This window comes from Nocardioides panacisoli (genome assembly GCF_039537325.1).
GTDB classification, from domain to species: Bacteria; Actinomycetota; Actinomycetes; order Propionibacteriales; family Nocardioidaceae; genus Nocardioides; species Nocardioides panacisoli.
Map to the genome: position 1 here is coordinate 35,920 of NZ_BAABAH010000014.1, position 12,772 is coordinate 48,691.

The window sequence follows — 12,772 nt, forward strand, 5'->3', positions numbered from 1 at the left end:
ACACGACTTTTCACCCGCCCAATCGCCGGCGGCGCACAGCCACGTGTTCCTGGTCACCCGCCCGTCGTCTCGTCCGCGTCCTCGCGGACCGCGCAGTCGCTGCCGTCGGTGTCGTCGAGCCAGCCCTCGGGCAGCACCACGCGGTTGCGCGGCGAGCCCTGGCGGCCCCGCGGCGCACCCAGCGCGCTGACGGGAAACGGCTCGTCGGGATCGAGCTCGGCCAGCAGCCGGTCGAGGCTGGCGAGGGAGTCGACCAGACCCAGCGAGCGCCGCATCTCGCCGCCGGCGGAGAAGCCCTTGAGGTACCAGGTGACGTGCTTGCGGAACTCCTTGCAGCCCCGCTCCTCCCCCATGTGCTCGCAGAGCAGCTCGGCGTGCCTGCGCATCATGGCGGCGACCTCGCCGAGCGTGGGGAGCGTGGTCGTCGCCTCTCCAGCAAAAGCAGCGGCGAGATCCCGGAACAGCCAGGGGCGGCCGAGGCAGCCGCGGCCGACGACGACACCGGATGCACCGGTCTCCGCCACCATCCGGAGCGCGTCCGCCGCCTCCCAGATGTCGCCGTTGCCGAGGACCGGGATGTCGACGTTGTCGACCAGCCGCCCGATGGCGTCCCAGTCGGCCTCGCCGGAGTAGGCCTGCGCGACGGTCCGGCCGTGCAGCGCGATCGCGGCGCAGCCCGCCTCCTGGGCGATCCGGCCGGCGTCGAGGTAGGTGAGGTGCTCCTCGTCGAGGCCCTTGCGGGTCTTCATCGTCACCGGGACGTCGTACGCCGACGCGGCCGTCACGGTCGCCTCGAGGATCCGTGCGAGCAGCCCCCGCTTCCACGGGAGCGCGCCTCCGCCGCCCTTCCTGGTCACCTTGGGGACCGGGCACCCGAAGTTGAGGTCGATGTGGGCGACGCCGTACTCCGCGCAGAGGATCTCGGCGGCCTTCGCCATGTAGGTCGGGTCCGTGCCGTAGAGCTGCACCGAGCGCACCTGCTCCGCGTCGTCGAAGACCAGCATCCGCCGCGTCGTCTCGTCGCCCTCGACCAGCCCGCGGCTGGTGATCATCTCGCAGACGTAGAGCCCGGCGCCGTACTCGGCACACAGCCGGCGGTAGGCCGCGTTGGTGATGCCGGCCATCGGCGCCAGCACCACCGGCGTCGGCACCTCCAGGGGGCCGAGCGCGAGCCCCGTCGGCGCGGTCACTGCTGGCCCTTCTTGCCCTTCTTGCCCTGGTCGTCCTTGCCGTCGTCCAGCGGCGTCAGCGAGCCGGTCCAGCTGATCGCGTCGGCGACCGGCCGGTGCTCGGCGTCGACGGGCTGGAAAGCGACCGAGGTGAACTCGCGTCCCGGGTCGAGCAGGTAGAGCAGGCAGACCTTGGTCTTCGCGCCTGGCTTGAACTTCTTCGGCAGCGGACCGCCCGGGCAGGGCTCGAAGGTCTCGTCCTGCGCGATCGTCGGCTGGACGTGGATGCCGGTGTCGTCGACGACGGTCAGCGGCACCTCCTCGCCGCCGAGCCGGTCCTCGCCCGCGTTGGACACGGTCGCCTGGACGAACAGCGGGGTCTGCCCCTCCATCTCGTCGGTGATCACCCAGCCCTGGAACGACTCCTTGAACGTCGTCCGCTCCACGCGGTCGACGGTCACGTCGAGGATCGCGGTCTCGTCGATCCGCGGCTCCCAGGCGATCGTCGCCGGCTGACCGAAGTCGAGCATGGTCCCGGGCGGGGTGAGCGCGACGTCGTCGGGCACCTCGAGGTACTCGCCATCCGTCGGTGCCGCCGACGAGGAGTCGCTCGACGTCGCGGACGACGACTCGCCCGCGGAGCCCTCGTCGCCGCTGTCGCTGCACCCGGCCAGCAGCACCAGGGCCAGGACGGAGAGGACGATCGCTCGACGGAGGGTCATGGCCCCCATTCTGGCAGCCGGGTGCGGGCGGCCGCGGTGGCACCGGCAGATGCCGTTGCGCCTGGCAACGAACTTTGCAAAAACCCGCCTACGAGGAGGCGCGCTGCTTGATTGGTTCCCCTGACGCAGCCATCGGGGAGCGTCCGGATCCACGGAGAGTCAATGCTCGAACGCCACCTCGGGGCGCGGTTCGCGCGCTTCCGCTCAGCTCTGCTCGCTTTCGGCCTCGGGGCGACCCTGGTCGGCCTGGTCCCGTCACCGGCAACTGCGGCCACCGTCGACGTCGGCACGTTCGACGCCCTCCAGCTGGCCTTCGTCTGCCCGCCGAGCGATCCGGGCACGGTCCGGATGACCGCCGACATCACCGCCCCGAGCACAGCTCTAGGCGTCGGCTGTAGCGAGGTCGTACTCGACCTCGCCGGGCACGACCTCGCTGTCCAGTCCGTCTTCATGGTCCCGGGTGCGCGTCTGGTCGTCGACGACTCCGTCGGCGGCGGGTCCCTCACGGCCGACGCCTCCGGCCAACCCAACACCGCGGGCATCCGTACCAGCCTCGCCGAACTCGTCGTCAACGGCGGCACGGTCGTCGCGCGCGGTGGCGCCCAGGCCGCAGGCATCGGCAGCGCCTGGCCGTCGTCACCGCTCGACCTCATCTTCCTCGACGCAGGGAGCACCAAGATCAACGGTGGCTCCGTCACTGCCACCGGAGGCGTGGACGGCTCCGGCATCGGCGGTGGGCTGAACGGCGGAGGCGGGACCACCGTGGTCAACGGGGGGACGGTCGTCGCCACGGGCGGCAACGGCGCACCCTCCCAGGGGCTGGGTGCGGTCGGCATCGGCGGCTGGGCAACCGCAAACTTCAGCACCGTCACGATCACCGGCGGTGTCGTCACCGCGCACGGGGTGGGCGAAAGTCCTGGAGTCTCCAGCAGCGGGGACCCCGGCGGCAAGGTGGCGATCACCGGCGGCACCGTCACCGCCACCGGCAACACACCCAGCGCGGTCGCGTTCCCCTTCGGGCCGGGCGGACCGGCCATCGGCGGCCAGCCGAACATGCGGCTGGAGATGACCGGCGGGACCCTTCGGCTACCTCCTTCCGGCTGGCTGTACGTTCCGGACACCGCGGGCACCGAAGTCACGCTGGGCCCGGACGCCGTGATCGACGGCACGGCGAACGCCTCCTCGACGTACGGCGTGATCTTCGGCGACGGCAGGATCGACAACGACGGCTCCATCCGGCTGCCCACGGACCGAATGATCGGACTGGTCGGCGGACAGCTGCCGACGCCCACGGTGACCCGACACAACTACACGGTCTCCTTCGACACCCAGGGCGGTTCACCGGCTCCGGCCGCAGTGCGGGTGTTCGCGGCGAACCTCACTCGCGGGAATCGAACGCTGCCGCCCGCACCGACGCGCAACGGTCACGTCTTCGTCGGCTGGAACACGGCGGCCGACGGGAGCGGTGACCCGGTGACGGCGACCAGCACACTGCCCGGGTCGAGCACCAACGGCACGCCCGTGCCGCTGACGGCGTACGCCCAGTGGGAGCAGCTCCCCGTGACCGTTCCGGAGCCGACCGTCAGCGGCACTCCGGAGATCGGTCAGCTGCTCACCGCGCACGTCGGTGTCACCGATCCGGCGAACGCCACCTTGGCGTACCAGTGGTACCGCGTCGACCGACTCGGCTCCACCTCCGTCGTCCCGGGCGCGAACGCGGCCACCTACCAGGTGTCGGCCGCGGACGTCGGCGCCCGGTTGCAGGTCGAGGTCACGGCCTCGGCGCCCGACTACCGCTCGACCACCCGGACCTCGGCCGCCATCGGTCCGGTCCCGGGCGAGCAGCGCCTCGCCTTCACCTCGACGCCGCCCGATCCGGCACGTGTCGGTGGCTCGTACACCCCCGCCGCCGCGGGCGACACCGGGTCCGGCAACCCGATCGTCATCAGCGTGGCCGCGGCCCCGCACGCGCCCTGCTCGATCGACAGCACCGGCGTGGTCCACTTCGAGCACGTCGGCACCTGCGAGCTGATCGCCGTCGTCGACGGTGACGAGAACTATCCGATGGCGCAGGCCTTCCAGGACATCGAGGTCGCCAAGGGCCGGCAGACGGTCACCTTCACCTCCGGAGCGCCTGATCCAGGCGCTGTGGGTGAGACCTACACCCCCGCGGCGACCGGCGGCGACTCAGGCGCGCCGGTGAGCTTCTCGGTCCTCCCCGTCCCGGACGGGGTGGCTGTGGCGTGCTCGGTGCACGACGGGGTGGTGACCTTCGAGGCCGCCGGTAGGTGCGAGCTGCGCGCCGATCAGGCGGGCACTGCGGACTACGACGCTGCTGAGCCGGCGGAGCAGTCGATCACGGTCATCGCGAAGGCCGCCACGACCACGAGCGTCCAGGTGCGACCCGACCGGCTGATCGCGGAGGTCCACGGCGACCCAGCAGCAACACCCACCGGGTCGGTGACCTTCACCGTCGACGGCGGTGCGGTCGGCTCGGGGGATCTCGTCCCGACCGGTGACGGCGTCGCGCGGGCGGTCCTCCCGACCGTCATCCCCGCAGGCGACTCACGGCACGTCCAGGCCGCCTACTCCGGCGACCGGTTCCACGCCGGCTCGACGGCGTCGACCACGAGGACGGACCCGGTCGTGACCGCGACGGTCCAGGCTCGCCACGACCGCACGCGCGGCTGGTACCGCACCCCGGTGCGAGTCGTCTTCGACTGCACGCCCGGCAGCGCGACGGTCGACTGCCCGCGACCGGCGAGGCGGTCGCAGGACGGCGCTGACCAGCGGGTCGAGCGCACCGTCACCGCAGCCGACGGTGGCAGCGCGAGCGTGCACGTCGTGGTCTCGATCGACCGCACCAGGCCCGCCGTCCGCGCGACCGGCGTCCGGGACGGCGCCACGTATGACCACTTCCGGAGGCCGGTCTGCGTCGCGGACGACCTCCTCTCCGGTATCCACGCCTGCACCGTCAAGGTCGACCGCTCGAGCGGCGGCGACGGCCTCGTCCTGGTCAGCTACCGGGTCCGAGCGGTCGACGTGGCAGGGAACAGGAGCACGGTGCGCGGCACCTACTTCGTGCGGCGGTGACAGGCGCTCAGCACCCCAGCAGGCGCTCGGCGAAATAGGAGGTCAGCTTGTCCAGCGCGATCCGCTCCTGCTGCATGCTGTCCCGCTCACGGACGGTGACCGCGTGGTCCTCGAGCGTCTCGAAGTCGACCGTGACGCAGTACGGCGTACCGATCTCGTCCTGGCGGCGGTAGCGCCGGCCGATCGCGCCCGAGTCGTCGAAGTCGACGGTCCAGTTCTGCCGCAGCTCGGCAGCGAGGTCCTTGGCCTTCGGTGTCAGGTCGGCGTTGCGCGACAGCGGCAGCACCGCGACCTTGACCGGGGCGAGCCGGCGGTCCAGCCGCAGCACGGTGCGCTTGTCCACGCCGCCCTTGGTGTTGGGCGCCTCGTCCTCGTGGTAGGCGTCCACCAGGAACGTCATCAGGCTGCGGGAGAGGCCGGCCGCGGGCTCGATGACGTAGGGCACGTAGCGCTCGTTGGCGGCCTGGTCGAAGTAGGACAGGTCGGTTCCCGAGTGCTTCGCGTGCGTGCTCAGGTCGAAGTCGGTGCGGTTGGCGATGCCCTCCAGCTCACCCCACTCCGAGCCCGCGAACTTGAAGCGGTACTCGATGTCGACGGTCCGCTTCGCGTAGTGGGAGAGCTTCTCCTTGGGGTGCTCGAAGTGGCGCAGGTTGTCGGGGTCGATGCCGAGGTCGGTGTACCAGCGGGTCCGCTCGTCGATCCAGTACTGGTGCCACTCCTCGTCCTCGCCGGGCCGTACGAAGAACTCCATCTCCATCTGCTCGAACTCACGGGTGCGGAAGATGAAGTTGCCCGGCGTGATCTCGTTGCGGAAGCTCTTGCCGATCTGGGCGATGCCGAACGGCGGCTTCATCCGCTGGCTGGTCACGACGTTGAGGAAGTTGAGGAAGATGCCCTGGGCCGTCTCGGGCCGCAGGTAGTGCAGGCCGGACTCGTCCTCGAGCACGCCGAGGTAGGTCTTCAGCAGGCCGGAGAACTGGCGCGGCTCGGTCCAGGCGCCGCGGGTTCCGCAGTTGGGGCACGCGAGCGTCGCGAGGTCCACCGAGTCGGGGTCGACCTCCTTGCCCTTGCGCGCCTCCTTCTCGGCGTACTCCTCCTGCAGGTGGTCGGCCCGGAACCGCTTGTGGCAGGACTGGCACTCGGTCAGCGGGTCGGTGAAGGTCGCGACGTGGCCGCTGGCCTCCCAGGTCTGGCGCGGCAGGATCACCGAGGAGTCCAGGCCGACGACGTCGTCGCGCATCTGCACCATGGACTTCCACCACTGGCGCTTGATGTTGTCCTTGAGCTCGACGCCCAAGGGGCCGTAGTCCCATGCCGAGCGGGTGCCGCCGTAGATCTCGCCGCACGGGTAGACGAATCCTCGCCGCTTGGCGAGGGAGACGACGTTGTCGACGACGGACGGCGGGGGCTTGGCCACGGCGGTTCCTTAGGTTGGGGGCTGCGCGGCCGGCTGCCGTGCAGTCATGCAACGGCCTAGGTTACGCGGCTGCGTGCCTCGTTCAGAACCGCGTTCGGCTCCACGACCTCGTAGGCGCCCGGCTCGTCCAGGGCCTGGCTCAGCACCGGGATCCCCTTCAGCTTCACGTCGTACGACGACAGCGCCCTGCGGTAGGCGCCGACGTTCTCCCACCGGGTCGTGAGGACCCACAGGTCGGGCTCGTCCAGGTTGCGGCCGATCGCCCCGTCGACGTACCCGGGGAAGCCGGCGAGCAGCGCGTGCACCGCCTCCAGGTCCGCGCGCAGGCCGTCGCCGCCACGGAACCGGTTCACGACGAGCACGAGCCGAGAGTACGGCAGCGTCGGTTCAGGGGACTTGCGCGACCGCCGGTTCCGGATGAGAATGATTCTCATGTTGGTATTGGAGGCTGAAGGCGGCGGGTTCCTTCACGAGTACTGGTCCATCCTCACCGACCCCGCCCACGTGGCCGTCGAAATCACCCTGACGATCCTGCTCGACGTCGTGATGCTCGGCATGCTGTGGCCGCTGATCAAGGGCTACTTCAACGCCCGGCTGGCGCGGCAGCACGAGCTCCTCGACAAGGAGCACGGCATCATCCACCACGACGACCACGTGCACCACGGCGACCACGTGCACCCGGTGGTCGAGCCCGAGATCGAGCCCGGGGTCGAGCACTGACCGGCGGTCAGGCGTTGGGCATCGCTCCGCCGTACCGGCGGTCGCGCCGGGCGTACTCGTCGATCGCCTGCCACAGGTGCCGCCGGTCGACGTCGGGCCAGAGCACGTCGGAGAAGACGAGCTCGGCGTACGCCGCCTGGTAGAGCATGAAGTTCGAGAGCCGCTGCTCCCCCGACGTCCGCCAGATCAGGTCCGCGTCGGGCAGCTCGGGGACGTAGAGGTAGCGACCCAACGTCCGGTCGTCGACCTTGTCGGCCCTGATCCGGCCGAGGGCGACGTCCTGGGCGAGCTTGCGGGCCGCGTCGCCGAGCTCGGCCCGCCCTCCGTAGTTGACGCACATCGTCAGCGTCAGCACGTTGTTGCCGCGGGTCATCTCCTCCGCGACCTGGAGCTCCTTGATGACCGACTTCCACAGCCGCGGCGCCCGGCCGGCCCATCGCACCCGCACGCCCAGCTCGTGCATCTCGTCGCGTCGTCTCCGGATGACGTCGCGGTTGAAGCCCATGAGGAAGCGCACCTCGTCGGCGCTGCGGCTCCAGTTCTCGGTCGAGAACGCGTACGCCGAGATCGCCTTCACGCCGATCTCGATCGCTCCCTCGACCACGTCGAAGAGCGAGGACTCGCCCTCCTCGTGCCCCTTGGTGCGCGGCAGGCCGCGCTCCTTCGCCCAGCGCCCGTTGCCGTCCATCACGATCGCCACGTGCTCCGGCACCAGCTCGCGCGGGATCGCCGGCGGCCGCGCTCCCGACGGGTGGGGGCTCGGGGGTCGGACGGGCGTACGGCGCGGCACGGCGCCACCCTAGTGGGGCGCGGTCAGGGTGCGCGGGGGCCGAATCATCACGGTATGCAGTCGAATGGTCGGTTCCCGGCCGGAATTCCGCTGGGGAGGCGCTCACTCACCTGCTTACCGTGATGATTCGCACCGCTCCGCGGCGGGGTGACGCCACCAGGCGAGCCAGATGTTGTCCACAACGAGGCCATCAGTGCCGGTCCTCCACAGGAAGTTTCGTCGGAGAGGCATCGAGGCGGCGGCGCGACAGAGAGTGATCGCGTGGAACTGTTGAGAGGTCTGACCGCCGCAGTCGGGTACTTCACGCGCCCTCAAGCGCTGTCCGCCGGGTTCGCGGACAAAGACCTCACCCGACTGGTACGGCGACGCGAGCTGACGAGATTCCGACGGGGCGCCTATGCGTTCAGCGACGAGTGGTCCCGTCTCGACGCCGTCGGCAGGCACAACGTTCGTGCCAACGCCGTGATGCACTCGCTCGGACCGTCCGTCGCGCTTTCGCACCAGTCCGCGGCGGCTCGTCACGGGCTGGACCTCTGGGGGCTGCCGCTCGGCAAGGTCCACGTCACGCGTCTGGACGCCGCGACCGGCCGGGTCGAGGGAGACGTCGTTCATCACGAGGGCAAGATCGCCGACGAGGACCTCGTGACAGTCGACGGACTCGCGACCGTGCGAGCCGAGCGTGCCGTCCTCGAGGCGGGCTCTCGCGTGTCCAACGAGGCCGCTCTTGCTCTGTTCGACGCGGGGCTCAGGGTGAAGGCCTTCGACCGCGCCGCGCTCGAGAGGACGTTCGAGGCCATGGAGAGCTGGCCTTTCATGCGCCACCTACACATCCCGGTGCGGATGGCAGACGGACGCAGCGGCTCGATCGGCGAATCGCGTGGGATGTGGGCATTCTTCGTTCTCGGCTTGCCCCGGCCCGTTCTGCAGTACGAGGTCCGCGACCTGACGGGTGCGCTGATCGGCATCACCGACTGGGCGTGGCCCGACCACGGCGTGCTCGGCGAGTTCGACGGGCGGGTGAAGTACGGCCGTCTGCTTCGACCTGGCCAGCAGGCCGGCGACGCGGTCTTCCAGGAGAAACGTCGTGAGGACATGCTCCGCGAAGCGACCCAGTGCGCGATGCTCCGGCTGGTCTGGGCGGACTACGACGAGCGCGCCTCGATCGGTGACCGCTTCTGGCGCCTGAGCCGGAAGATCGGCTGAGAACCTCAGCCGCGATCGCCGTACGGCGGCTCGCTGCGGGTGAGCCGTGGGGGTGCCGAATCATCACGGTATGCAGGTGAATCGACGGTTCCCTTGCGGAATCCCACCCGGGAAGTGCCTTCTCACCTGCATACCGTGATGATTCGCCCACGCCACGCCCACGCCCACCCCACGGACCGCGCGGGCGCCGCGCGACGGTCAGCGCTCGAGGTAGGCCAGCGACCGCAGACCGCGCTCGAGCTGCCACTGGACGAACGCCGCGACCAGGCCGCTCGCCTCGCGCTCGTGGCGCGGGTCGGCGGACTCGATCGTCGGCCAGTCACCGGCCAGCAGGCCGCCGAGCAGCCGGAGCGTCTCGGGCGCGGGGCTCGCGGAGCCGGGGATCCGGCAGGTGGCGCACAGCACCCCGCCCATGGACGGGTTGAACCAGCGGTGGGCACCCGGTGCGCCGTCGGGCAGCACGCTGGGCGACCGGCCGCAGTGGGCGCAGTCGACGCAGGACGGGGCATAACCCGCGATCGCGAGGGAGCGCAGGAAGTAGGAATCGAGCACGTGTCCCGGCCGCCGCTCCCCCGACGCCATCGCGCGCATCGCGCCGAGCAGCAGCAGGAACTGCTGCACCGCGGGCTCCCGCTCCTCGACGACCAGCCGCTCCGCGGTCTCCAGCATCACCGTGCCGGCGGTGTAGCGGTCGTAGTCGTTGCCGATCGCCGCAGCGTAGGCACCCCGGGTCTCGGCCTGGGTGATCGTGTCGAGGCTGCGGCCCTCGGCGAGCTGCAGGTCGACGTGGGTGAACGGCTCGAGCCGCGACCCCCACCGCGACGTCGTACGTCGTACGCCGCGCGCGACGGCGCGGATCCGGCCGTGCTCACGGGTCAGCAGCGTGATGATGCGGTCGGCCTCACCCAGCTTGTGGGTGCGCAGCACGATCGCCTCGTCACGGAAGAGCGGCACCTGCCCATTCTGCCGCGCACCACCGACAAACCTGGGCACGCCGGGCGGTCAATGTGGGTGGTTCTTGCCGATCCGGCTCTCGACACCTCGCTCCTAGCGTCGCGGCAGTGCGGTACTCCCGCCGCCACCTGACAAGGAGAAGCACATGTTCAACCGACCTCTCTGGGGCTTTGCCGGCGCTACTGCGCTCGTCGCCGTCGCCCTCACCCTCGGGCCGCGCGCCGACGCAAGCGGTCACGCCAGCAAGTTCGACGACCTGCGCGACGTCACCGCGCCGTTCCGCGCGGGCCCGGCCGCGCCGTGGACGACCGAGGTGATCGACCTCGACGGCATCAGCTGCATCACGGACCCGGACGGCACCGGCGACATGGGCGTGCACTACGTCGACGTGGACAACCTGCAGGACGGACGGATCAGGCGGCTCGCTCCCGAGGCCCTCATCTACGAGCCGGAGTCCGACGGCTCCAACCAGCTCGTCGCGGCCGAGTACCTGGTCCTCGCCGACGCCTGGGACGCCGAGCACCAGCGCGCGCCGAAGCTCTACGGGCAGCGGTTCGAGCGGGTCGAGGAGGGCAACCGCTACGGCCTGCCGACCTTCTACGAGCTGCACGTGTGGCACGAGCGGCACAACTCCCTCGGCACCTTCAACGACTGGAACCCGCGGGTCTACTGCCCCGAGTGACCGGCTCACGCGCGATCGCCGCTCGGGCGGCGCTCGCGCGTGACGGATGCAACAGGCAACCGTTGAGACCGTCGTGCTCGGACGACGCCTCGCCACCCTGCTCGCCCTGGTCCTCACGACGGCCGCCCTGCTGGTCACCGGTACGGCGACCGGCGCGCTCGCCGACCCGGCGAGCCCCACGCCGGCGTACGCACCACTGGACCGCCCCGGCCCGGCGCTCGACGTACCCACGGCCACGCTGCGGGCGGCGATGCAGTGCCACGGCACGCCCGGCAAGGGCCCCCGCGCGGTGTTCCTCAACCCGGCCACCAGCGTGACGCCGGACGAGAACTACAGCTGGAACTGGGAGCCGCTGTTCGACGGGCAGGGTCGCTACTGGTGCACGATGACCATGCCGTTCCACACCTTCGGCGACATCCAGACCGCAGCGGAGTACATCGTCTACGCGATCCGCACCATGTACCACAGCACCGGCGGCAAGGTCGCGATCCTCGGCCACAGCCAGGGCGGCATGAGCGGCCGGTGGGCGCTCCGGTTCTGGCCCGACCTGCGGCACATGGTCTCGGAGGTCATCGGGATGGCGCCGTCCAACCACGGCACCAAGTCGCTCGCCACCTGCATCGTCGGCGTCACGAGGTGCGTGCCCGCCGTCTGGCAGCAGGCCTACGGGTCTCAGTTCATCCAGGCTCTGAACTCGCGCGCCGAGACCTTCCGGGGCATCGACTACACGAACATCTACACCGCGTTCGACGAGGTGGTCACCCCTCCGAAGAGCGCCGGGCTCACCACCGGGCAAGGACGGATCTCGAACATCAAGGTCCAGTCGGTGTGCCCGCTCGACCCCTACGAGCACGTCCTGATGGGCACCGTCAGCAACACCGTCTACTCGCTGGTGATGGACGCGCTGACCCATCCGGGGCCGGCCGACGCGGACCGGGTCCCGGCGAGCGCGTGCAGCCGGCTGTACATGCCCGGCATCGACCCGACCGACATCGACACGCTGACGACCCCGCTGATGGCGCTCCCGACGCTCGTCAGCACCGCCGTCCCCGACATCACCTTCTCCGGCGCGCCGCTGCTTCCCCGCGAGCCGAAGGTCCGCTGCTATGCGTTCGTGGACCGCTGCCGGCGCTGAGGCCCGCGCCAGCAGTCGAGCACGAACTTGGTCGCGGCGAGGTCGAGCCGCTCGGGCCGCAGTCGCCACTCCATGATCGAGCGCGCCCGCTCGAAGGTCGAGTTCGGCAGCTCCTCGGAGAGCAGCTCGGCGTCGGCGACCGGGTGCAGCGGGTCGCGCGGGTGGCCGACGACCAGCGCGGGCGCGGTGATCGCCTTGCGCTCCCGCAGGCTGGGCGCCGCTCGCCCGAAGAAGAGCCCGTGGACGTACGCCGCCACGGGTCCGGGCCGCTGGTCGAGCGTGTCCAGCCCGATCCCGAGCCACCACGGCACCACGCCGCGCGGCACCGCCCGGGTCGCCCACCGGACCCCCGTCAGCGCGCCCGGGAAGAAGCGCGCGGTCAGCAGCAGCGGTGCGAACGCGATGATGGCGGCCTCGAGCGCGGTGTCGAGCACCGGCATCTCGAGGATCAGCCCGCGCACCCGCTTGGGCGCGATCACGGCGACCTCGAGCGACACGTTCGCGCCGAGCGACGTACCTCCGACCACCGCCTGCGGCGCGCCCAGGTGGTCGAGCAGCGCGACGACCTGCTCCGCGAACGAGGTCACGGAGTAGACCAGCGGGTCCGCAGGCTTGTCCGAGCGCCCGTGGCCGAGCAGGTCGAGGGTGACGACGTGGGCGCCGTTGGAGGCGAGAGCGCGGGCGAGATGGTCGTGCATCCGCCGCGGCATCAGCAGCCCCGGCAGCAGGACGACCCAGGAGTCGCCGGAGCCGTACTCGGTGTACTCCAGCCGGTCCCGACCGCGCTCGGTGTCGAGGAAGAGCTGCCCGATCCGCTCGGAGACGAGGACGCGATCCGCACCGGTCATGGTTCGATGATGGCACGAGCGGAGGACGGCCCGCTGTAA

The 12,772-nt window shown here is 70.7% G+C and carries 12 protein-coding genes; 5 read left to right on the forward strand and 7 right to left on the reverse strand.

All coding sequences use genetic code 11. The features are described 5' to 3' along the window. Positions 1-53: 53 nt before the first annotated feature. Together dusB and ABD709_RS16825 are read right to left on the reverse strand one after the other, a co-directional pair. Positions 54-1,190: a tRNA dihydrouridine synthase DusB gene (gene dusB, locus ABD709_RS16820; RefSeq protein ID WP_344777521.1), complete on the reverse strand. Its 1,137-nt coding sequence runs from the start codon at positions 1,188-1,190 to the stop codon at positions 54-56. After that, on the reverse strand, positions 1,187-1,891 hold the full coding sequence (locus ABD709_RS16825; RefSeq protein WP_344777523.1) for a hypothetical protein: 705 nt from the start codon (positions 1,889-1,891) through the stop codon (positions 1,187-1,189). Before ABD709_RS16825 ends, dusB begins: the two co-directional genes overlap by 4 nt. 162 nt (positions 1,892-2,053) lie before the next feature. Between ABD709_RS16825 and ABD709_RS16830 the strand changes: the two genes are divergently transcribed. Further along, the gene (locus ABD709_RS16830; RefSeq protein WP_344777525.1) at positions 2,054-4,984 is read left to right on the forward strand and encodes an InlB B-repeat-containing protein; all 2,931 of its coding nucleotides are present in this window, start codon (positions 2,054-2,056) and stop codon (positions 4,982-4,984) included. Between the two features lie 7 nt (positions 4,985-4,991). Here the strand turns inward: ABD709_RS16830 and ABD709_RS16835 are convergent, their stop codons facing one another. Together ABD709_RS16835 and ABD709_RS16840 are read right to left on the reverse strand one after the other, a co-directional pair. After that, positions 4,992-6,401, reverse strand: coding sequence for a glycine--tRNA ligase (locus tag ABD709_RS16835; protein WP_344777527.1), 1,410 nt, complete (start codon positions 6,399-6,401; stop codon positions 4,992-4,994). 56 nt (positions 6,402-6,457) lie between these two features. Beyond that, positions 6,458-6,763 (reverse strand): antibiotic biosynthesis monooxygenase family protein, encoded by a 306-nt coding sequence (locus ABD709_RS16840; RefSeq protein WP_344777529.1) that lies wholly within the window; start codon positions 6,761-6,763, stop codon positions 6,458-6,460. A 70-nt stretch (positions 6,764-6,833) separates the two neighbouring features. Here ABD709_RS16840 and ABD709_RS16845 point away from each other — a divergent pair, with 70 nt between their 5' ends. After that, on the forward strand, positions 6,834-7,121 hold the full coding sequence (locus ABD709_RS16845) for a hypothetical protein (protein WP_344777531.1): 288 nt from the start codon (positions 6,834-6,836) through the stop codon (positions 7,119-7,121). A gap of 7 nt (positions 7,122-7,128) precedes the next feature. Here ABD709_RS16845 and ABD709_RS16850 read toward each other — a convergent pair whose 3' ends face one another. Beyond that, positions 7,129-7,911, reverse strand: a complete 783-nt coding sequence (locus ABD709_RS16850) for an isoprenyl transferase (RefSeq protein WP_344777533.1) — start codon at positions 7,909-7,911, stop codon at positions 7,129-7,131. Positions 7,912-8,058: 147 nt separating this feature from the next. Here ABD709_RS16850 and ABD709_RS16855 point away from each other — a divergent pair, with 147 nt between their 5' ends. Then, positions 8,059-9,114, forward strand: coding sequence for a type IV toxin-antitoxin system AbiEi family antitoxin domain-containing protein (locus tag ABD709_RS16855; protein ID WP_344777535.1), 1,056 nt, complete (start codon positions 8,059-8,061; stop codon positions 9,112-9,114). A gap of 198 nt (positions 9,115-9,312) precedes the next feature. On the opposite strand, the gene recO is transcribed toward ABD709_RS16855, so the two are convergent. Beyond that, on the reverse strand, positions 9,313-10,068 hold the full coding sequence (recO, locus tag ABD709_RS16860; RefSeq protein ID WP_344777536.1) for a DNA repair protein RecO: 756 nt from the start codon (positions 10,066-10,068) through the stop codon (positions 9,313-9,315). Between the two features lie 145 nt (positions 10,069-10,213). Here recO and ABD709_RS16865 point away from each other — a divergent pair, with 145 nt between their 5' ends. Together ABD709_RS16865 and ABD709_RS16870 are read left to right on the forward strand one after the other, a co-directional pair. Further along, on the forward strand, positions 10,214-10,750 hold the full coding sequence (locus ABD709_RS16865) for a hypothetical protein (protein WP_344777538.1): 537 nt from the start codon (positions 10,214-10,216) through the stop codon (positions 10,748-10,750). 73 nt (positions 10,751-10,823) lie between these two features. After that, positions 10,824-11,885, forward strand: a complete 1,062-nt coding sequence (locus ABD709_RS16870; protein WP_344777540.1) for a lipase family alpha/beta hydrolase — start codon at positions 10,824-10,826, stop codon at positions 11,883-11,885. Here ABD709_RS16870 and ABD709_RS16875 read toward each other — a convergent pair. Then, complete coding sequence (locus ABD709_RS16875; protein WP_344777542.1) at positions 11,855-12,733, reverse strand: alpha/beta fold hydrolase; 879 nt, start codon at positions 12,731-12,733, stop codon at positions 11,855-11,857. The genes ABD709_RS16870 and ABD709_RS16875 overlap by 31 nt on opposite strands. Positions 12,734-12,772: the final 39 nt, after the last annotated feature.

What these genes read in the sequence shown, in the direction of transcription:
- ABD709_RS16830 (WP_344777525.1), top strand. Translation starts at nt 2,054, where the DNA reads ATGCTCGAACGCCACCTCGGGGCGCGGTTCGCGCGCTTCCGCTCAGCT.
- ABD709_RS16825 (WP_344777523.1), bottom strand. Translation starts at nt 1,891, where the DNA reads ATGACCCTCCGTCGAGCGATCGTCCTCTCCGTCCTGGCCCTGGTGCTG.
- ABD709_RS16875 (WP_344777542.1), bottom strand. Translation starts at nt 12,733, where the DNA reads ATGACCGGTGCGGATCGCGTCCTCGTCTCCGAGCGGATCGGGCAGCTC.
- ABD709_RS16865 (WP_344777538.1), top strand. Translation starts at nt 10,214, where the DNA reads ATGTTCAACCGACCTCTCTGGGGCTTTGCCGGCGCTACTGCGCTCGTC.
- ABD709_RS16845 (WP_344777531.1), top strand. Translation starts at nt 6,834, where the DNA reads ATGTTGGTATTGGAGGCTGAAGGCGGCGGGTTCCTTCACGAGTACTGG.